General features: G+C 64.9%; 15 protein-coding genes. 8 read left to right on the plus strand and 7 right to left on the minus strand.

Going from position 1 to position 21,229, the window contains the following annotated elements:
- Positions 1-53: 53 nt before the first annotated feature.
- The 3 genes from HV701_RS17510 to HV701_RS17520 all read right to left on the minus strand — a co-directional run bounded on the left by HV701_RS17510 (position 54) and on the right by HV701_RS17520 (position 4,055).
- Positions 54-1,397 carry a 3-phosphoshikimate 1-carboxyvinyltransferase gene (locus HV701_RS17510; RefSeq protein ID WP_175134296.1) on the minus strand — a complete coding sequence of 448 codons (1,344 nt, stop codon included), beginning with the start codon at positions 1,395-1,397 and terminating at the stop codon, positions 54-56.
- Positions 1,398-1,527: 130 nt separating this feature from the next.
- Positions 1,528-2,280 carry an iron-containing redox enzyme family protein gene (locus HV701_RS17515; protein WP_175134297.1) on the minus strand — a complete coding sequence of 251 codons (753 nt, stop codon included), beginning with the start codon at positions 2,278-2,280 and terminating at the stop codon, positions 1,528-1,530.
- Between the two features lie 383 nt (positions 2,281-2,663).
- Positions 2,664-4,055, minus strand: coding sequence for an MFS transporter (locus HV701_RS17520; protein ID WP_175134298.1), 1,392 nt, complete (start codon positions 4,053-4,055; stop codon positions 2,664-2,666).
- Between the two features lie 209 nt (positions 4,056-4,264).
- Here HV701_RS17520 and HV701_RS17525 point away from each other — a divergent pair, with 209 nt between their 5' ends.
- The 6 genes from HV701_RS17525 to HV701_RS26960 all read left to right on the plus strand — a co-directional run bounded on the left by HV701_RS17525 (position 4,265) and on the right by HV701_RS26960 (position 8,201).
- Positions 4,265-4,996 carry a FadR/GntR family transcriptional regulator gene (locus tag HV701_RS17525; protein WP_175134299.1) on the plus strand — a complete coding sequence of 244 codons (732 nt, stop codon included), beginning with the start codon at positions 4,265-4,267 and terminating at the stop codon, positions 4,994-4,996.
- Between the two features lie 140 nt (positions 4,997-5,136).
- Positions 5,137-6,048: a hypothetical protein gene (locus tag HV701_RS17530; protein WP_175134300.1), complete on the plus strand. Its 912-nt coding sequence runs from the start codon at positions 5,137-5,139 to the stop codon at positions 6,046-6,048.
- Between the two features lie 116 nt (positions 6,049-6,164).
- Positions 6,165-6,755 (plus strand): cysteine hydrolase family protein, encoded by a 591-nt coding sequence (locus HV701_RS17535; protein ID WP_175134301.1) that lies wholly within the window; start codon positions 6,165-6,167, stop codon positions 6,753-6,755.
- A gap of 8 nt (positions 6,756-6,763) precedes the next feature.
- Positions 6,764-7,282: a DUF4189 domain-containing protein gene (locus HV701_RS17540; protein ID WP_175134302.1), complete on the plus strand. Its 519-nt coding sequence runs from the start codon at positions 6,764-6,766 to the stop codon at positions 7,280-7,282.
- A gap of 36 nt (positions 7,283-7,318) precedes the next feature.
- Positions 7,319-7,951: a LysE family translocator gene (locus HV701_RS17545; protein ID WP_175134303.1), complete on the plus strand. Its 633-nt coding sequence runs from the start codon at positions 7,319-7,321 to the stop codon at positions 7,949-7,951.
- Between the two features lie 118 nt (positions 7,952-8,069).
- Positions 8,070-8,201, plus strand: a complete 132-nt coding sequence (locus tag HV701_RS26960) for a hypothetical protein (protein ID WP_276529857.1) — start codon at positions 8,070-8,072, stop codon at positions 8,199-8,201.
- Positions 8,202-8,214: 13 nt separating this feature from the next.
- Here HV701_RS26960 and HV701_RS17550 read toward each other — a convergent pair whose 3' ends face one another.
- Positions 8,215-8,601, minus strand: coding sequence for a YkvA family protein (locus HV701_RS17550; protein ID WP_175134304.1), 387 nt, complete (start codon positions 8,599-8,601; stop codon positions 8,215-8,217).
- Between the two features lie 313 nt (positions 8,602-8,914).
- Here HV701_RS17550 and HV701_RS17555 point away from each other — a divergent pair, with 313 nt between their 5' ends.
- Complete coding sequence (locus tag HV701_RS17555; RefSeq protein ID WP_175134305.1) at positions 8,915-9,187, plus strand: antitoxin; 273 nt, start codon at positions 8,915-8,917, stop codon at positions 9,185-9,187.
- Positions 9,184-9,585, plus strand: a complete 402-nt coding sequence (locus HV701_RS17560) for a type II toxin-antitoxin system VapC family toxin (protein ID WP_175134306.1) — start codon at positions 9,184-9,186, stop codon at positions 9,583-9,585. The genes HV701_RS17555 and HV701_RS17560 overlap by 4 nt, the downstream gene beginning before the upstream one ends.
- A gap of 1,221 nt (positions 9,586-10,806) precedes the next feature.
- Here the strand turns inward: HV701_RS17560 and HV701_RS17565 are convergent.
- The 3 genes from HV701_RS17565 to HV701_RS17575 all read right to left on the minus strand — a co-directional run bounded on the left by HV701_RS17565 (position 10,807) and on the right by HV701_RS17575 (position 20,670).
- Positions 10,807-11,271: a hypothetical protein gene (locus tag HV701_RS17565; protein ID WP_175134307.1), complete on the minus strand. Its 465-nt coding sequence runs from the start codon at positions 11,269-11,271 to the stop codon at positions 10,807-10,809.
- A 9-nt stretch (positions 11,272-11,280) separates the two neighbouring features.
- Positions 11,281-19,881: a hemagglutinin repeat-containing protein gene (locus tag HV701_RS17570; protein WP_175134308.1), complete on the minus strand. Its 8,601-nt coding sequence runs from the start codon at positions 19,879-19,881 to the stop codon at positions 11,281-11,283.
- A gap of 456 nt (positions 19,882-20,337) precedes the next feature.
- Entirely contained in the window at positions 20,338-20,670 is a 333-nt protein-coding gene (locus HV701_RS17575) for a hypothetical protein (protein ID WP_175134309.1), read from the minus strand.
- Positions 20,671-21,229 lie beyond the last annotated feature (559 nt).

Here is a 21,229-nt window from a genome sequence, read left to right on the forward strand (position 1 = left end):
CCTTAACGAAGTTGCGTTCGAATCGCGGGCGCCGGGGCGGCGCCGGCGACGTGCTACTCATCGGCCGCTTCCAGGTAATACTGCCGGGTCGTGGCGCAGGACACGCCCAGGCCGCGGAACTGGTCGATGAAATCAGGAAAGGAACAGATCACATCGGCGTAGCCGTCGAGGTGGCAGGCCTCCTCGCAGCGCAGCGATGCGACGAACAACGACATGAAATTGCGATGGTCGCCACGGCTGCTGAGCGTCACGCCGCCGGCATAGCGTGGCCGTCCGCGCGTCACGAAGCCGTCGATGTGGCCATCGACATGCCGCAGCATTTCGATGTCGGCACCCAGCTTGCGCACCTCGCCGATCATCGACTCCACCCGCGACGACTTGTGAAACCGCGTGACCGATCCTCCGGTCACCGTGAACGTGCCGCGCACGAACAGACTCAAGGCCACCAGCGTGGGAATCACATTGGGGCCGTTGCGCACGTCGAAGGTGTAGTTGCCCTCCAGGCGCGCACTGGTGCTGTCGACGTGCAGCATGCCATCGTCGTAGCGCAGCCGCACCCCCAGCGCCTCGACGATGTCGGCGAACAGCTTTTCGCCCTGCAGCGTCTCTTCTTCGATGCCGCCGATCCGGTAGCGGCCCGGAAACAGCGTACACGCCATCAGCAAGTACGACAGCGAGGTGTAGTCGGCGTTGATGCGGGTCTCGAACGGCTGGTACACCCCCGGCGCGACGTGGTAACGCGTGTACTCGGGGTTGACCTGCGCATCGATGCCGCAACAGCGCAGCGTTTCCACCGTCTGCGCCAGGTAGGACTGCGACAGCACTGGCGGCGTCACCTCCAGGCTGATGCCTTGCCGCGTCAGCGGCGCCGCCATCAGAATCGCGGTGATGAACTGCGAGCTGATGTCGCCCGCCAGCCGGCAGTGCTTGCCGCTTAGCGACGCGCCCCAGTTGATCACCGGCGCCTTGCCCTCATCGCCCAGGCAGGCGAAGTTCGCCCCCAGGTGGCGCAGGCCATCCAGCAGCGGTTGCATCACGCGGCGGCGCAGGGTCGCGTCGCCGGTCAGGATGGTGGGGGTCGCCTTCATGCAGCTCAACGCCATCATGGTGCGGAACACCAGGCCGGATCCCTTGGCGTCGATGACCTCGATGCTCGACGCGAAGCGGCCGCCGGTGCCTGTGATGAACAGCGCCCCGGCGGCCTCTTCGATCTTCGCGCCGAGTTGGCCGCAGGCGATCTTCATGGTCTCGGTCTCGGTGCAGCGCAGATCGTTGCGGATGATGGACGTGCCGTCCGCCAGCGTGGCGGCGAGGATGGCGCGTTGCGTTTCGGGCTTGGACGCCGGAACATTCATCCGGGTGCCCAGTTCCTTGATCGGTTCGACGCGTAGATACATGCTTTCTCCACGTAAGTTGAAGGCTGACAGGCCCCCGCGGGAACAGCGCCCCGCGCGCGCGGGCCGACACCGCCGGCCCCGCGGCCGCGCCTGCCGGGGCGCGCCGCTCGGGGCCCGGCCAGGCGCCTTATCAGGCGGCCGCCTTTTCGGCCGGCCGCTGCACCGTGTCCTCGTAGATTTCGCGGAAGAACATCGCCAGGATGGCCTGGACGTCGTCGATGTACTTGAAGACGGCGTTGTAGTCGTCTTCGCTGAGAATCAGCTGGTTCAGGATCTTCCACATCTCCATCGAATGGTCGTCGCGCGTATCGACCGTCAGATGGGCTTCCTGGCCCTTGACCATGTCATGGCCCAGCGTGGTGCGCAGGTTCTTGACGATGTCGGGCTGCAGCTTGGCCTGGGTGTATTCGACCAGATAGTTCGACACCACCGGGGCCATCGGATGCTCGTGTTCCAGCGTGTAGTAGAAAAAGCCCTCGAACAGCCGCGTCGACAGGTAAGGCTCGGTCTTGAGCACCTCGTCCATCGTCACCCCGGCCGCCTCGCAGTCGTGGATATACAGCTTGTCGTGCAGCATCTCGTCGGCCTGGTAGTGGGCATAGTCCTGCGCCGCCGAGGGTGAGATCTGGGCGATCTTGTAGATCGCCTTGGACTGGCTGACCCGCGACAGGCGGATGCGCCAGATGTGCTCGATCAGGGTGCGGCGGTAATACGCCATGTTGATGTTCTTGTCCTTCATGTGGGACGCGTACGGAATGGTCTGCCGCCATTCCTCCATCTTCTTGTCCAGATAGCGGTCGATCTTGGCCTTGCGCTTGAGGCCTTCGGCTTCGTTGAAGTAGGGGGTGGGATGCTGTATGCCGGAATGGCGCACTCGGTTCATGTGTGGCTCCGTGGTGACTGTAGATGCACCTTGGCGGTGCAAGGCTTATTCACATAGACCGGCGGAGTTGTGTGGAGCAGGCGTCAGGCACCCCGCCCGCTGAAAGGCGTATCGGGGCGCAACGCTGTCCGTGCCGGGACGAGACTGTCGCGTTGGCACCGATGCCATTCTCTGGAGGCGGTACAGGCCGCGGACAGGCGCGCAACACGCGCCGCCCCGGCGGCTGTCCACCCGCTCTCGATGGCTATCGGGTCCAATCGCATGTCACATAATAGGCGTCCTATCTGAGCGGAAAAGCTATCCATAGGTATAGGCGTGCGCACGGTTGCAACCGCCGTTTCGCGCACGCGCGGCGCGTATCGCCGCGTCGTCCGCGCGCGCCGTCATTCACGTGCAAGAATCCGTAAAAAACTCACAACACACGCGACAGCCGCCAGCAGGGCGCCGATCCACAGCGCCGCCTGCGCGCCCCCGGCGCCCAGCAACGTGAAACAGGCCGCCACCAGCGCCGCCCCCGACGCCTGGCCGATCAGCCGGGCCGTGGGGATGATGCCGCTGGCCGCGCCGCTGCGCTCGGCCGGCGCGCTGGTCGTCAAGGCCTTGAGATTGGGCGACTGGAAGAATCCGAAGCCGGCCCCGCACACCGCCAGCCGCCAGATGATGTCCGCATCCGACGCCCGCGCCGGCAGCAGCGCCACCAGCACCATGCCGACGCACAGCACCAGCAGCCCGCCGCCGCCCAGCAGCGCCACCGAACGGCGTTCCGACAGGAAGCCGGCCAGCGGCGCGGTCACCGCCACCACCACCGGCCAGGCGGTCAGGAGCAGGCCCGTCTGCACATCGGAACGCCCCAGGCTCATCTGGAACAGAAACGGCAACGCCACCAGCGCCAAGCCCTGCGACGCGTACGACAGCACGGACGTGGCCACCGACATGGCGAACAGCGGCCGCCGGAACAGATCCACCGGCAGCATGGGCGCCGGATGCGCGCGCTGGCGCCGCAGCAGCAGGGCGCAGCACAGCGCCGCGGCGGCGGCCTCGGGCAGGATGCGCGCCCAGCCCGCATGGTGGGCCGCGTCGCCCAGCGCCAGCACGGCCAGCGCGAAGGTCGCGCCCAGCAGCAACGCCGCCACGCCATCGAAACGCGGCGGCGCCTTGCGCGGGGGATTGTGCGGCAGCGTGCGCCAAGCCATCGCCATGGCCAGCGCCCCCAGCGGGATATTGATCAGGAACAGCCAGTGCCACGTGCTGACCGCCAGCACCGCCGACGCCACCGAGGGCCCCACCACGTAGAACACCGCCACGGTGAACGCATTGATGCCCTGCGCGCGGCCGATCTGACTGCTGGGAAACGTCAGCCGGATCAGCGCGGTGCCGACCCCCAGAATGCCCGACGCGCCCACGCCCTGCAACACGCGCGCCGCCGTCAGCATCGGCAGCGAATCGGCCACGCCACAGGCCAGCGACGCCAGCGTGAACACCAGCAGGCCATACAGGTAGACACGGCGGTGGCCGACGATGTCGCCCAGCGCCGCGAACGGCAGCAGCGTGGCGACCATGGCGATCTGGTAGGCGTTGATGATCCAGATCGACGCGTCCGGCGTGGTGCGCAGGTCCGCCGCGATAGTCGGCAGCGCGGTGTTGGCGATGGAGGTATCGAGCGTGGCGATGGCGCTGCCCAGGATGAGCGTGGACACCGCCCAGAGCCTTTGCCGGCCCGGCAGGCCGTCGCCGATCTGCGGCAACGCCAGGGTGCTTTCAGAGGAGGACGACATGCGGGACGGCTCCTGGGCGGCGTCCGGGGCGCGCGGCGGATACGGCCGTGGCAGGGCGCGGGGAAGGCGGTCAGTTGTCAGGCTGTAAGACAGCATAGCAAGGCATGACCCGCCCCGCAACGGGACCGCGCCCGGCGCCGGGCGAAGCGATATCATGACGCCATGGCGCTGCCCGCCGGCGTTGTTGCGCCTTTGGATAGGAAGCAGACATGCAAGTCATCGAGCGTCCGCAGACCCTGGTAGACCAGGTCATCGCGGCCCTGCGCAAAGAGATCGCCGAAGGCCGCTTCGCGCCCGCCTCGCGCCTGCCGGCCGAACAGGAACTGGCGCGCACGCTGGGCTGTAGCCGCCCGGTCATCCGCGAAGCCGTCTCGCAACTGAAGGCCGACGGCATCCTCGTCACCACCAAGGGCGTGGGCGCTCACGTCGCCGCCAACCCCGCCGGCAGCGTGTTGCGCCTGCCGCGCGGCGATGCCTCGGCCAAGGACCTGGCGCAGCTGTTCGAGCTGCGCTTCTGGATGGAAACCGCCGCCGCCGAAGCCGCCGCCCTGCGCCGCAAGACCGCCGACCTGGCGCGCATGCGCGACGCGCTCACGCGCATGGAACGGCACGCCGGCGACTATCCCGCCGCGTCCAAGGCCGACGTCGACTTCCACGCCGCCATCGCCGGCTCGACCCAGAACGCCTACCTGGTGGCCTTCAGCGGCTTCATCGAAGGCCAACTGCTCAAGGCGCGCGAAATGGGCTGGCAGAATTCCGCCCGGCTGGCCGGCGGACCGCGCCCCGCGCAACAGGAACATCTGCGCCTGTTCGACGCCATCCGGGCCAAGGACCCCGAAGGCGCGCGGCAGGCCGCCGCCGCGCATCTGCTGGCCTCGGGCCGGCGCATGGGCCTGGACGTGCAGAAACTGGAACGCTTCGGCCCTGCCGCCGGGCGCTGAGCCCCCGCGCCCCGCCCCACGATTGCAGTCCGACACAATTGGCAAACTGCTGTTCGACGCCAACCGCGGCAGGCCACTAACATGGCGCCGCACCGCGCCGCGGCGCATCCATACCGAAGGCCGACAAGAAGATCTCCAACATGAAAACGCGTCCGCAAGACACTCCCTCCCGCGCCCACCTGCTGCGCGGCGCGCTGACCGGCCTGCTCGCCGCCGCCGTGACCGCCGCCGCCAGCCCCGCCGCCCTGGCCGCCGGCCCCGCGGCGCGCCTGGATGCCGCGCAAGCCACCCAAACCGCCCAGGCGGCCGCCGTGGCGCCCCCCGACGCGCCCGCGGTGATGTACGCCATCTACCAGATCGACGGCAAGGGCGCCGACTCGTACGAAGTGGCCAACGGCAGCATCGCCACCTATTGGTTCGGCCATGCCTTCGAACTGGGCGGCACGCAGTACTTCACCGGCTTCACCTGGGACACGCGCGAGCGCTACGGCAAACCCGGCGAGGACGAAGCCGGCCCCGAGACCCAGGTCAACCTGGCCGAAGCCACCTTCACCCTGACCGGGTCCAGCCCCGAACGCCCCTGGAAATTCCGCGGCATGGAGCACACCATCGGCATGTTCGGCGCCTACGAACGGCCCGAAGCCATCGACACCCGCCGCCAGCCGCTCGAATACCGCACGCCCGCCGGCAAGCTGGTGCTGGCCGTGCCGACGCAAGGCTTCGATAACGGCACCAGTTTCGAGGGCTACGCGCTGTTCGTCTTCAACATCGGCCCGCGCGATGAACTCAAGGACAAGGTCTGGGCCTACATCGGCAGCATCAACACCGGTGACGACAACAGCGCCGCCTGCGCCGACGGCGACGTCATGCCCTGTGTCGCCAGGACCGGCAAGCTGACCTTTGCCGCGCAGCCCGGCGGCGACATGCCTCGCATCACCGTCACCCCCAGCGGCAGCGAAATCGCCGGCCCGGGCAAGACCCGCCAACTGGGCGCGGCCGACGCGGTCACCTACGTCTACGACGAAGCCGGCAAGCAGTACGCCGAGAAATAGACGACAACGCGGAAGGCGCGCGGGCCAATCACCCGATCCGCGCCGCTGCGCGCCCCGACGCCGCCCGACTGCCGCTACACTGACAGGTCATGACGACCCTCTTCGCGGAGCGACACATGACCGCCCAGCCCCTGGCCATCGCCCCGGCGCGCAGCGCCCTGCTGGTCATGCATTACCAGACCGACATCATGGACCTGTTCCCGTCGGTCGCCCCCACGCTGCTGGCCAATACGCGGCAACTTTGCGATGCCGCCCGCCGCGCCGGTGTGAGCGTCTACTTCGCCAAGCTCCATTTCAGCCCGGGCTACCCGGAAGTCAGCCCGCGCAACAAGAACGGGCAGGGCATCAAACAACTGGGCCGCTTCGTGCATGACCGCGTCTCGCCCGAACTCGGCCCGCGCGACGACGAACCCGTCATCCTCGCCCACCGCGCCAGCGTGTTCTTCGGCACCGACCTGCAACCGCGCCTGTCGGCCCAGGGCATCGACACCCTGATCATGGCGGGCGTGGCCTCCACCGGCGTCATGCTGTCGTCCATCGCCCACGCCAGCGACGCCGACTACCGCCTGCTGACCGTCAAGGACTGTTGCTACGACCCCGACCCGGTGGTGCACGACCACCTGTTCGCGACGGCTTTCGAGTCACGCACGACCGTGCTGTCGCTGGACGCCGCCCTGTCCCTGCTGGGCGGCATATCGAACGAATGAGTTGACCCATGCGTACCCTGATCATTGCCTCCCTTGCCATCGCCCTGAACCTGTCATTCGCCGCCACGGCGCAAGCCGAGCACGGCTGCCCCGCCGGCTACACCCCCAGCGCCGTCACGCCCGGCCAGCAATGCGTGCCGATCCCGGGCGAAATCCGCGCGGACGGACCATCCGCCCCCGTCTCGCGCGATGCCCAGCGCTGGGGCGCCGTCGCCTATGACGCGCCCTCGGGCGTGATCGGCATCGCCGCCGAGTGGGCCAGCAAGGCCAAGGCCGAAAAAGACGCGCTGGCCCAATGCACCGCCAAGGGCGGCGCCCGCTGCGAGATCAACATCAGCTACCGCGACCAGTGCGTGGCGGTCGCCTACGGCCCGTCGCCCAAGGGCAGTGGCGTCATGGTGCGTTCCGCCACCGCCGCCAGCGAAGAACTGGCCCGCATGCGCGCCATGGAAACCTGCACAAAAGACAGCGGCACCAGTTGCCAGACGTTCTACACCGGTTGCAGCCTGCCCCAGCAGCCCCGCTAAGACCCCGTCCACGCCCCGCCCGCCGAAGAACCTTCCATGCTCGATCCCGCCACGCTAGTCCTCTTTGGCGGCGCCTGCGTCGCCCTGGCCATGACCCCCGGGCCCGACATGCTACTGATCGCCTCGCGCAGCGCCGCCCAGGGCCGCACCGCCGGCTTCGCCTCGCTGGCCGGCATCCAGGCCGGCACCTACTGCCACGCGCTACTGGCCGCCTTTGGCCTGTCGCAGCTATTCGTGGCGGTGCCCATGGCGTACGACGCGGTGCGCTTCGCCGGCGCGCTCTACCTGCTGTACCTGGCCGTGCGCGCGTTCCGCTCGCGCCCCGTGTCGCACATGCCCGATGCCGGCCGGGCCCGCTCGCCCGTGCGCGAAGTCTTCCTGCAGGGCCTGCTGACCAACCTGCTCAACCCCAAGATGGCGCTGTTCGTGCTGGCCCTGTTCCCGCAATTCGTGCGCCCGCAGGACGGCTCGGTGGCGATACAGATCCTGGTGCTGGCCACCATCCTCAACGTCATCGGCCTGTTCATCAACGGCGCCGTCATCCTCGCCGCGCACCAGCTCAGCCGGCGCTGGGCCGGCCGCCAACGCTTGTCGCGCTGGCCGCAATACGTGCTGGGGTCGGTCTTCCTGGCGCTGGCGCTGCGCCTGGCCACCGCCAGCCGCAACTGACACGCACGCTCCATGCAAAAGATCGAAGGCCAGGAATTGCGCATGGCCCTGGACAAGGGCAACGCGCATTTTCACGACCGGCACCTACACGAAGACGTTTCCCGTTGCCGACAGCGTTTTGCGCGGCCTCGATGAATCCGACAAACCGGCCATACTGCTGACGGCGTCGATGGGCACGCCAAAGAAGCGGCGCGATGAAGAGCTGGGCGCGATCCAGGAACTGCGCAGGCTCGGGTTTCTGGAAGATTGAACCGGGCGCCGCGTCACCGCCATAGCCAGTAGCCAACCGCCGCTACCGCCGCCGTCCACAATGCCACGATCACCACGGCACCCACCCGACTGCGCGGCTTTTCGCGCTTCGCGTCCATCCACGCGTCCGCCTGGTTGCGGCATTCCTGCAGAACATCGGGCGGCAACAGCTTGACGGCCAACCAGATCAGGCCCGGCAGCAACAGCACGTCATCCAGATAACCCAGCACCGGGATGAAATCGGGAATCAGGTCGATGGGACTGAGGGCGTAGGCCACCACGAACACGCCCAGCGCCTTGGCGTGCCATGGCGTGCGGGGATGCTTTGCTGCGAACCAGAGGATCAGGCCGTCGCGCTTGACGCGCCGGGCCCACGTTTGGAGGCGGTCGCGGGTTGACATGGGATGGGCTCTGCGGCTCGGGGACCGGCGATGAATTCCAGGTTGATAACCCGAAGGATAAAACCACAGTCGGGCGATCCATATAGGCTGGCGTTTGTGCAGGGGGTCTGATCTACATCCGTGGCAAATCAGACCGGTAGCTATGTGGGATGAGCACCCCTGGTGCTACCTTCAATGGACTGCAAAAGTCGGTTGCAGCGTATGCGGCCGACGATAGACGACCACCATGCCAAGCCAGTCCCCCTTTATCGAGCCGGTTTTTCTTCCTCGTCCATGGCATATACAATTTGGCATATGCCAAAAGGAAGACGCCATGACGATTCCGACCTCCCCCGCCAAACCCCGCGAAGCCAAGCTCTTTCGCAACAACCGCAGCCAGGCGGTGCGCATTCCCGCAGAGTTCGAATTGCCAGGTGATCGTGTGCTGATCCATCGTGAGGGCACGAAGCTCATCATCGAACCGGTAAACGGGCCGCGCGACATCGTGGAATTGTTGGCCCAATGGCGGCAGGACGAACCGCTTGGGCCGGAAGACCAATTTCCAGACATCGCCGACGCGCCGCTCAAGCCAGAGGACGTCCTGTGAGCGGTTATCTGCTGGACACCAACATCATCAGTGCGCTGCTGCGTGATCCCAACGGCCCGGCGGCCCGCCACATCGAGCGCGTAGGCCCAAAGGTGATCTTCACCAGTGTCGTCGTCGCGGCGGAACTGCGCTACGGCTGCGCCAAAAAGGGGTCCGCGAAGCTGAAAGCGAAAGTCGAAAGCCTGTTGGGCGCGCTCCCCGTCCTGCCCCTGGATGTGCCCGTCGACATCAAGTATGGCAACCTGCGCGCCGAACTGGAAGCCGCTGGCGAGCCGATTGGCGCAAACGATCTGTGGATAGGCGCGCACGCCTGCACGCTCGGGCTGACGCTGGTGACGGGTAATACCCGGGAATTCGAACGCATCCCCGGGCTCGTCGTGGAAAACTGGCTGGCCTGAATCGAGCACATCGTCTCGTTCTTTTGCAGCATCGAGACCACGCGCCCCATACCGCCAATCTGCAATAGCTCCATTCGACGGAGCAACTTCGGCCGCGTTCAAGGCTAGATCACCCCTCCACCAGCCTTGGAGGCGTTGAGGTTCGGTCTGCCCAACTGCTCCCCCCATTGGCAATTCTCAGATATCAGTTCCTTTCGCCGCTCCTTGAAATAACGGAGCGCGTGGGCCGCTTGGCTCATTCATCGCTTTCTGGCCAAACTTCGGCTTCGGGTTCTATGGCGTATCAGAATCGTCAGCGCCATACTTTGACTGCACCTTGGGGCGATCAGCAAATGGCTTGATGCCTAGCATCGACGCCTTCGATGCATACATCCCGACTGAACCAATCAAGAAGCCCAACAAAATCACGAGGTAGGAGCCATACCTAAGCCCACTGCCATGCTGATGAAACATCCGGCATGGCAGGAGAAGTGCCAAAGAGCCAACTGGGTGAATAGTCATCTAACGTCAATAGATAGAAATCAGATTGGATACGTGCTGCGTACTTGGGAGAAATGCTGCTCATGGCGTGCGCCGGCTACCAAAAAAATAATAGAAAAATTGCATTCGATCTACATAAGGTAATAAACCCTGCAAGCCCGAGAGACAATAATGCCAACGGCCATTTGCTCACGCCTGGCCAACGTACACACAGCCATATAAACACGAGCAACCCACTTACCAGAGAAGATTTTAACCAATATATAAATTCCCCAAAAAACCTTTTATTTCTTTTCTGCCAAACAAGAACCACGTCAGACCAAGAGATAATATTGAAATATAGTACGCGCCCAAATCAGTTAAATCCACGCCAAAAAAATCCATTATCCCTACTCCCCCAAAATTCTTTCTTTAAAGCTCTTTATAAAATTATTGCGCCCCCACCACGCGTTCAAGGCAGGATCAAAAATTGGATCGATCGGGTTTTCCCACCCAAAAACATTTCCGTATGGCATTACGATGGATTTTCCAGCAATCACCGGCGCTTTTGACGTCAAAAGATATAGCCCAAGGCCAGAAACCTATCGGACACGCCGATGCCGACACCGACCTTCCAGCCGCTGTTCTTGCTGGTGGAGACTTCGGTGGCGGTCTCGGCCTGGCTTTGCAGCATCAAGTCATCAGATCGCTGCCGATGACGGACAGGTCGCCGTCCACCACAAAATTCTCCTGCCCACATCCTTATTCCTGCACCGGAAAAAGTTTCTTCCCCCAAGGAATATTGTTTTCAGCAAAAGTTTTCTCGATTTCATCGATAAATGGTTTGCAGACAGAATATTCTTTCCCTGCCTCATAGCTTTCTAACGTAGCCAAATCATATTTTTTAACCAATTGCTCGCCCAAATCGGAGGAGTAAATTAGAGGTGCTAGCCAATACATCATCCCTTCGTTCGAAAGCTTATGTGGATTGAATTGGGCCAGTTTGCTGCAAAAATCTTCGTAATTCCGCAATTGGCGTGCTTTCATCCACCCCTCACTCCAAAGATTCCAATAACCAACTTTCAAGCATCTATATATAATCTCAACGGCGTACTGCCATGCGCCAGGAGAAGTGCCAGCGAACCAAATGGGTGGATAGTCATCTAAGGTCAATAGATAGAAATCATATTGGATACGTGCTGCGTAATCGGGATAAATATTACCCATGGTGTTACCTCACTTTTTTATGGGGAACTTAAGCTTTAAAATACGAGGATTGCCTTTTTTGTCTACATTCAATGCATTAATGGTGTCGTTATTGACCTCTACCGTCGCAGTGGTTGAGGCTGTTCTTGCGCTAGCCTGACCCGCAGGACGATAAGTAACCGATGTGCCATCTGCGGTCTTGGCCACCCAGCAACCAGGGCAGTCGTCCAATAACAACTTGTCGATCCTGGCGCCGTCAAATATCTGCTCCGCAAAATTCTCTGCGGTAGCGTTGGGGTTGGCACTGGCTGGCATACTTCTTGGCGAACCGAGGTCCTTTCCGGGTGTACCAGGGAGCTTTCCTGCTTTCAAATCAATAAGCGCTTGTGCGTTGACAGCGCTATTGGGAGCCTTGTTTTCGTGATCAGGCCCTTTGGGGTTCCGTGCAATGCGATCGAGTGCGGCCGTTTCTGCATCGGCCAGCGGATTTCCCGTCGCTTTGAGGCCGATCGTTGACGCTATCGACGCCTTGCCCTTCGCCACGATGCCGCGCAGTTGGCCGATTGAGAGCGTCCCATCCAGGCCGGCACTCAATGCCAAGCCGACCCCTATGCGATCCTCTATCGGCAGTGACCGTAAGTCATATTCACCGCCACGCTGGATGAGATCGATCGTTGTCAGCGTGCTATCGAACACCCCAACCAACGGGTACTTTTCCGCGCGTAGCGCGATCTCACGCTCGTCCTGCAAAGTCCGGATCAGCTTGGCAACGTCATCGGGATGAGTCGAAAAACTATCGACGTCTTGCGCCGCTTCAACCAACGCGAGGTTCGAGCCCGTCAGTACATTGCGCGGCGAGCGCTTCCCTGCTTGCCGCCAGGCCCCTGCGCGATCGTAGAGTTCGGCCAGATCAGCGTTTTCCTTGATACCTTCGGCAAATACCAGCGCATGCCCGTACGAGGCGTCCGCGTTGCCATCGAAATAGACAAAACCCGGTCCCTGGGTTCCCGATGCGATTTCCGCCAGGAACGCACGGGCCTTCTGGTTCTCGTCATAGTGTTCAGCGGCCCAGGAATCGGTCTGCCGCAACGCCTGCGCGGTGAGCTCTGCCTCGGCCTGGGAAACGGATATCCCATTCTTTTCGGCGTAGCGCTTTGCGCTTTTTCGGATCAACGAACCTTCGTCAGGATGCAGTTGCCGGTTATACATATCGGCCAACGACGCACCCGAGGCGCCGCTCATACCGCCGGTCGCTCCCCCCGCCGCGCTCGCCACGACGTTCAGAATGACCTTGGACACCTGATCGCGCGCATCCGCCGGCAAACCAGCAACCACCTGATTGACCTGATCGCGCAAGAGGTTAGAGGCCGCGTCACCGGCCAGCGTGCCCGTGATGGCGCCGGCCACATCGCCACCGCCCAACGCCGCGCCAATCCCGGCGATGGCCGCATGCAGGGCCATGCGCCCAGGCTTGCCCTCGCCCCAGAGTTGTTGATCGTCCGCCGTGAGCCTATCGGCAACATCCCCCGCAATCTGCATCCCCAACTGCCCAAACGCCTGCTGGAACTCCAGTTGCTCGCGGACCTTGTCCTTATCGAAGATCTTCCCAATACTGCCGTTCGCCCCGGCCGTATCCCGGCTCAGCCCGGCCGTGCTATCCCGCCCCGTCCCCGCGTCCGAACGCACCGCCAGCGTGCCCGCCGACACCGCCGCGCGGGTCGTACCCGTTTCGCTGCCGCTGGTGCTGGCGAAGCTCAAGCCCGATGGCCCGGCGCCCAGCGCGGCGCCTTTGTTGGGCTTGTCGAACGCGCCCGACATGCCCAGGTTGATGCCGACGGTGGTCGACTTGTATTGCGCCTTGTTATGGATATCGCGGAATCCCAGCGTCTCGGTGGACAGCTGGTTTGTCGCCGTATCGGCATCGCTGGCGACGACCGCGCCGTCCAATTGCGTGTGCTTGCCCACGTGGATGTCATAACCGCCCGCGCCCGCAAACAGCCCCGTCTGCTCGACGACGCTGTCGTAGTTGGACTTGGTCTTGCCGACACTCGCACCCAGATAGGCATTGCCTGTCATCGAACCAAAGCTGAAGCTCCCCCCGGCGTTGACCTGCTTCTGCTTGGCGTCGTAGCGATCCGAATCCTGCTGGCTCGCCAGTGTCAGGTTGCGGCCGATATCGGCGCGGATGCGGTCGGCGCGCGCCTGGGCACCCTCCAGCAAGGTGTCCCGGCCGGAAATCAGCGCGAGGTTGTCTCGCGCGCTGACCTGCGTCTCGCGATGGGTCGTGCCGTTGCCGTGGGCCTTGCCACTACCCACGAAGCCGCTGGCAAAGACGTTGATGCCGCCGCCGCTACCGCTATCGGACACGCCGATGCCGACACCGACCTTCCAGCCGCTGTTCTTGCTGGTGGAGACTTCGGTGGAGGTCTCGGCCTGACTTTGCAGAATCAAGTCATCGGTGGCCGCCAGCAAGATGTTCCTGCCGGCCAGATCGCTGCCGATGATGGACACGTTGCCCGTGCCTGCAGCGTCTTTTTCGCCCGCGGCCATGAGGGAAAGATTGCCCCCGGCCATAACGGATGAGGCGAAGGCGGTGTCCTGGGTGCGCCTGGTTTCACTGACGGATTTGCTGGCGCCCAGGCTGATCTGGATCTGGGCGCTGGCGGCTTCCTTCTGCGCCGCCGATGCGTTGTCGGCCTTTGCGGCCTCCATCATCCGATTGGCCTGCACGGCCTGATAGGCGGCCTGCCCGACCTTGACGGCGGCCAGGCGGCTATCCTTGGCCTCGCCGGCTTGCTGCAAGGTTCCCTGAATCTGTTGGGCCGCGCCCAGCATGCCGCCAGCCACGCCGATGGTCAGCCCGGACCGTTTGACCTCGTGATATTCGTGTTGCCGTGCGTCGCCAACGCCGGCGCGGACCGCGACGTTGCTGCCGGCAACGGAAATGTTGCCATCCTGGGCCAGCAGGTTGCTGGCCATGACATCGACATTGCGTCCCGCATCGATACCGAGGTTGCCGCCGGCGCTGCCCACCGTGCTGGCCGAATAGCCCCCGCTGGTGCCGTGCATCCAATCGGTGCGCTGTTGCGTGCTGTAGCCGATGCTGAATCCGCCACCGCCACCCAAGCCCGACTTCTTGACCTTTTCGTACTGGTAGTCCTTGTAGGTTTCGCCCTTGGCCAGGGCCTGCAAGTCCCTGCCGACGGCAATCCCGACGTCGCGGTCGCCCAGGACGTTCGAGCCAAGGACGGTCATGTCACGCCCGGCCAGCATCGCGACCGTGTCGCCGCCAAAGGTCGAGCTCACGCCTCGCGTCCAATCCGTCTCGCTCTTGCGATGGGTCTTCTTGCTGGACAGGAATCCTTTTTCCTTGAAGTAGGTCTCGTTGTACGTGTAGCCAGCCGAGTCTCCCGCCAGCACGTTGATATCGCGCTGCGCGTTCACGCCCAGGCCGCCCGCCGCCGAGACATCGGCGGCGCGGGCGTTGACATCGTTGCCGGCGATCAGCGTCAGGTCGCCGCCCGCGGCGATGCGCGTGCCAACATCGGTCGCGGCGCGCATCTCGGCGCGGTTGCGGCTGTCGTAGCGGAAAGATTCGGCGTAGCGGGTCTCGGCGCTGGTCAGGTTGATGTCGTGGCCAGCCTGGATGCGCGCAGCGCCCGTGGCGTCGATGACGGCAGCCTGGGCCGAGAGGTCACGCCCGGCCTGGATGTCGAGCGTGCCGGCGTCGATGCGCGACACGCCGTCGATGCGGGTGCTGGAGACGCCGCCGCTGGCGCTGGATCGGGTCGAGGCCGACAGCGTGATGTCGCGGCCCGCCTTGAGCGTGATGACGCCGCCCTTGATCAGCCCCGCCAGGTCGTGGATGTCGTTGCGGGCGTTCAGGTCGATGCCGCCGGCCTGCAGGGTGCCGACGACGTTACGCAGGTCGCCGGCGTTAATGACCAGGGCGCGGCGCGCGCCCAGCGTGCCGCTGTTGGTCACGTCGCCGGCCACGTCGATGTGGGTATCGCGGCCGGCGATCAAGGTGCCGTCGCCGCGCAGGTCGCCCGGCTTGACGGCCAGGTAGACCTGGGGCGCAAGCACCTTCTGACGCGAGCCGTCGGGCAGCGTAACGGTGGTCTCGACCAGCCAGACGATGTCGCCGGTCAGCCGGCGCATCTGGTCTTCGGTAAGGGCGGTACCCAGCGTCAGGTCGAATCGGCCGGCAAAGTCGGCGCCGGCCGCGAGCAGCGCCTTGTACTGCGATTCATTGTCGGCGTAGTCGCCGACAAAGCGGCTGCCGGTGGCCAGCATGATCTGCTCGGCCACCTGCCGCTGTTCGTAGAACCCATCGCCCAGGCGCTTGAGTGTCAGGCCCGGGTCTCGATTCAGGCGGCGCAGCAGTTCGTCGCTGGAGACAACGCCGCGCGAGCCGGTGAACTGGCGGTCGGTGACGATCAGGGCCGGCGCGTCCGGCGCGGTGATCACCTGATAGAGCTTACTGGCCGGCAATACGGGCGGCAGGGTGGCCACGCGTACCGTCTGGCTGCCGGGAGCGCCGATGTCGATGATGCGTGCGACGGGCCGCCGGGACGGCGGGGCAAAGCTTGGCGGGTTGAGGACGAGCCTCGTCGGCGGGGCGGTGTGCGCAGTGTCGCCAGGGACGGCGTGGTCCATGACGGCCCCTACCGGCACGTCCAGGCGCTCGGAGCCGGCGGTGTCTTGGTACGACGCCTGGGACTCGTGGCGATGGCGCCTGCGGGTGACGGTGTGGACCTCGACACCGACGCGCTCGACCCGCCGCTCGCCCTGCGCGCCCCGGTTGTCGATGGCGGGACCGTTCACGCCCAGCTTGCCGCCGGCGATGATGCGGCTCTTGTCGTTGAAGACGGCGCCCGTGAAAATGGCATCGCCGCCCGCCACGATGCTGGCCGGGTCCGAGGAAGTGACACGGGTCTCGCTGACGTCCTCGCGCACGATGTAGTAGAAGAAGTTGCGAACCAGGCGGTTGTTGAAGTCGGCGTTGAAGGCGCGGATCCTTGTGTCCAGTTCCCGATAGAGCGGTTCGTTGGCCGCCAGCGCCGCGAGTCCTTCCAGGCCGTACTTCAACGGGCAGGGCGCGGTGCCGCAGGAACGTACTTCCTGCGGCGACACCGGCACGGGCAGCGGCTCCGCCACGCCGAACACGCGCCAGACGGGGTCGCCAGCCTGGTAGCGCGGCGCGGCGGGCTCGTAGTTGCACGGGCCGTCATTGGGCAAGCAAACATAGGGCCGGGGAAAATAGGCCGGCGGGATCGGCGCGTCGCGGCCCTCCTTGCCCTTGACCCGAGGCACGTAGTCGAACGGCGGACCGTAGCGCGACTCCGGATACTTGGCCGACGGCAGCAACAGGCTGCGGTCGGGGTCGTCGTTGAGGAACACCGGATCCTTGCCGCACGAGGTGGTGACCGAATCGCACAGCCACGTGGTGGCGCCATCCAGCAGTTCGGTGCCGTTCTCCAGCCGGTAGTAGATCTTGCGGTCGGCATGGCTGACCTGGACCTGTTCGCTGGTGAAATGCGGATTGAGGTTTTCGATACGATCGGCGGCGATGCGGGCGTCACCGCCGGCCTCGAGGGTGGCGGATACGTTCGAGACCGTGTCCGCCTGGCCCGTTGCCAGACCTGCGGCATCCAACTCGCGCCCGATCCGCAGGTCTCCCGCCGCGTACAGCAGGGCATGCTCGCGGTTGGTCAGCGTACCCACGCCCAGATCGATATCACCACGCGAGGCGATGACGGCGTCGGCGTCATTCAACAGCACCGGCGCCTGGATGGCAATGCGGTCGCCGTAGAGGCGCCCGCTGTTGCGCAGGCTGCCCGCACGGATGTGGCTGTACCCTCCGTCGATCAGGCCGGCATTGGCCAGATCGCCGCTGATAGCGAGGTCGATGCCGCGCAGGCCAATGAGTTCCCCCGTCGCGCTATTGGTCAGCGCGTCGGCGGTGATCCGCAAGTCATGCCCCGCGTGCAGCTTGCCGTCGTTGTGCAGCGTGCCGGTGGCCAAGGCCAGCGACCCGGCCGTGGCCAGCTCGCCCTCGGCATTGCGCAGATCACCGACCTGAAGCCGTGCATCGCCTTGGGATGAGAGTCTGCCGCCGTCGTTGTCGAGCGCGCCGGCGGTCAGGTCCAGTTCGCGGCCGGCGTCGATGCGGCCGGCCCGGTTGTCGAAGGCATCCGTCTCCAGCGCGATACGCGTCCCCGCCAACCCGAGGCGAACGGGGAGGGGATCGGTATCGGCCGCGCGGGTGTCCGTGGCGTCGGCAACACGGCTCGCGATACCGTCGGCCAGCGTGTCGCGGTTGTCCACGTGGCTCGCGCGCAGGACCAGCGCATTGTCTCCCTGGATCCGTCCGGCACGGTTGTCGAGCATGCCTTGCGTCTGAAGGGTGAGAGCGTCGGCGGCAATCAGGCCGTTTGCGTTCGCCACCTCCTGCGCACGCAGCAATGCCGCGCCCTCGGCGGCGAAGGTGCCACCCACGTTGTCGATCTTGCCGCCGGCATTCAGCGTAAGTTCACCAGCGCCAAGAATCTTGCCTCGCGCATTGTGCACGCCCGCGGCGCGGATGTCGGCCACGCCCCCGTAGACGCTGCCGTCCTGATTGCGCAGGTCGCCTCGGAAATCCAACGACAACCTCTCGGCCGCGACGTGACCGCGTTCGTTGAACATGTCTGCCGCGCCCAGCGTAGCGCGGCCCTGAGCGAGCAAGGTGCCGTCCGTGTTGTCGAGGCGATCCGCGATGGCAATGTCCAAGGCGCCAGCGCTGGCGAGCTTGCCTGCGGTGTTGACCAGACTGCCGGCATCGATGCCGACCACGCCGCCGTATACGCGACCGCCCTGGTTCCGCATCGCGCCCACGCTGGCGACCGCCAGCGGGCCTTGCGCCTGCAGGACGCCATCGCGGTTATCGATATCGGCCGCCTGTAGCGCGATGTCGCCGCCAAGCAGCTTGCCGCCCTGGTTGTGGAACGTGCCACCGCTATCGATACGTACGGTGTCGCTGGCCTGGATCACGCCGTCCTGGTTATCGATTCGGCGGGTGGCGCTGATCGCCACGGCACGGCCGGACACCACGCCACCAGCCGCGTTGACGATGACGTTTCCGCCAAGTGCTACCGTATCCGCGCCGGCGATCGTGCCCCCGCCATTATCGATGGCGCCGACCACGTGGCCATTGAGTACGCCACCGCTGGTGAGCTTGCCAAGCGTGTTGTCCAGGCTGCCGGCATGCAGCGAGACCGATGCGCCGTATAGCGCACCGCCTCGGTTGACGAGCGCGCCCGTGGCGTCCAAGGCCAATACGCCGCTGGCCACCAACTGGCCGTCCGACAGATCGAGGGTGCCACCACGCAACAGGGCATCGCCGCCCGCCAGCAGAGTGCCCGCATTGCCGATGCGCGCGGCTTGCACATCCAGCGTGGCCGGCCGCACCGAGCCATCCGCTTGCAGGCCGACGGTCACCGCACCCACGTTATCGAACCGGCCCGCTACGAAGCGGCTGCCGGCGCCCGAGGACATGGCCCCGTTGTTGGCGATCCTGCCTGCGGCATCCAACGCCAATGCGCCGGCCGCGGCGACCTCGCCTGCGTTGACGACATCGCCCGCGCTACGTACCGCCAAGTCGGTAGCGGCCTGTATATGCCCCGACGGCTGGATACGGACATCACCGTTGACGTCGACCGACAGGGCGCCCGTCAACGCGGCGAGATTGCCGCCGATGTTCACCCCCACGCCGGCCTCGGCGCCAACCAGGCGGATGCTGTTGGCGTACATGCCGCCCAGCGCGGCCGTGTCCAGCGCCACGGCGGGTGCGGGACCATCACCCGCCTGCGCGGATACAGCGCCCGAGCCATAGTCAACGCGCGATGCGCCGGCCGTCACGTTCAGACGGTTCGCCCAGATGCCCGCGTTGATTTCCAGCGTGCGCGCGATCAGGTCCAACTGGCTCAGGTTCATGCCGTTCAGGCCTTCCCCTTCGACCGCGAGCCGGCCTCCCGTCACATCAAAGCCGATGCCCCCATCTGGCCCGACACGCGGCGTGCCGGTGGTCAGGGTGGCGCGGTCCGCGTTCAGAAACCCGCAGCCATTGCACGTAATGCCCGCCGGGTTGGCGACGATGATGTTGGCCCGATTACCGGCCACTTCCAGCGTGCCGAGCAGTTGCGACGGATTCGGCGCGGTCACCTGGTTGAGGATGGTGCCCGCATGCCGATTGCCCAACATCGGGTTGCCCGCCACGTGCCCGGCCAGTTGCGTCTGGCTGGCGCCGCCGCTGTTGTTGAGCACCACCCCAGACGGGCCGACGTTGAATTGCGTGTAGCGGTTGTTCGAGACGCCGCCGGCCGAAGGCGGCGCGATGTTGATGACGGGCACGCCATTGCTGACGCCCACGAAGGGCTTGGCGCCCGGCACGCTTCGGTCCACCGCGATCGGCAGCGTCTGCGCCAGCACCGGCGACCAGACCTGCGTGAAGACCACGGACCACACGATCAGGGAACGGAGCTTGGACATCATGCGTACTCGGTTGAAGAAGGCCTGGAAGGAGGACAGCGCAAGCGTCTTGATGGCCGCGGGGACATCCTGTTGCCCGCGGCAAATCAGCGGCGACATCTGGGATCGGCAATTGCGCGTTTCGCAAAGCGCCATGCAGGACTTCGTTTTTAGTCGCGCTCCGTTCGTACAAGACGTAGGAACGATCCGAGATTCGGCGAGACACGCACGAAAATCGGATGAATGGCGTGTTGTGTGGGCGATCCGCGCAGCGGCAGCCATCGCGCTGGATCGAGGCCATCCAACGCCACGGAATGGGCGTGCGACGGACGCGTTCGTCTCGGCTACCGGGCAGCCATCATTGCGGAATGACGCCGCCCATACGGACGATCATGAGGGGGATGAATTCTCCGGTGAAGATCGTGGGGACGAGCCCGAAGGGGTATCGGCGGGCGTTCCGACGGGCGGGGTGAGGGTGGCTGTGGCTGCCTGATGCTTGGGGGATTGGGGGCCTGACGCTTGGTGGCCTGGAACTGGCCTGACGCGTTGCGCGGCAGGCCTTTGGTCGTTTTCGGGTTACTGGATCGAGCGGGGCGCGGTGTGCGTGGCGGCGTCGAACGCGGCGTCATCGGCGTAGGCGCGGGCCGATTCCAGCATGGCGTCGGTCAGGGTGCCAAGGTGTTCGCACAGGCCTTCCACGCCGCCCATCAACGCGGCCACCGTCCATGCGTCCAGCGGCTGGCTGCCGGTGGCGGCGGGTTCCGAGGCGCTGTTGCCGACCAAGCGGGCGATGGTCTGGATGGCGTAGCGGGCGCGTTCGATGTTGTAGAGGTGGGAGAGGGGGACCGGGCCGTGCTCGGGGTCGGTGTCGACCAGCCAGGGGTTTTGGGTGAGGGGGTGGGATTGCATGGACTTCCTCCGACGATGTGGAAATCCCGCTGCCCCACTTCCAAATGGGGCGGGCGGGCACAGGACAAGGTTGGAAGACCGGATCGTCGGAACCGGCGTGCGGCTAGCGCACCCCTGCCAAGGCCCGCCCATTGGGCGTGCGGAGGCTTGCTGACCCTAGGGGGTCGGCATCGACGAATTTTCCGGCTTCCACACCGGGGTACCGTTGGTGGCGGTAGTGGGGGAGTATACGGTGAATGATGAGCGCCCTTATCTGTAAGCGGGATGATTCAGTCAGGGGTACTTACGCACGGCCATCAAACAATGCCAGCTTCTGACCCTGACCGCCTTTCCAGCTAGAGCCCCCCAAAGCCATCATCCATCTCGGTTCCGCCTTCGTCCATGTCTCACGGACGCTGCAAACCGTGCCATTTCACTAGTGGCAACTTTGATCACGAGCCTGAGGTGATCCAGAAACCCGATGGCATACCGAAAAGGGAGGACAGACAGGTGTTTTGCGCTTGAATCTAGCGCTTATTCTTTCACCGTATACACATTCCAGAGCGGTAGTCCATATACC

It is taken from the genome of Achromobacter pulmonis, from assembly GCF_902859765.1.
Lineage (GTDB): Bacteria > Pseudomonadota > Gammaproteobacteria > Burkholderiales > Burkholderiaceae_B > Achromobacter > Achromobacter pulmonis.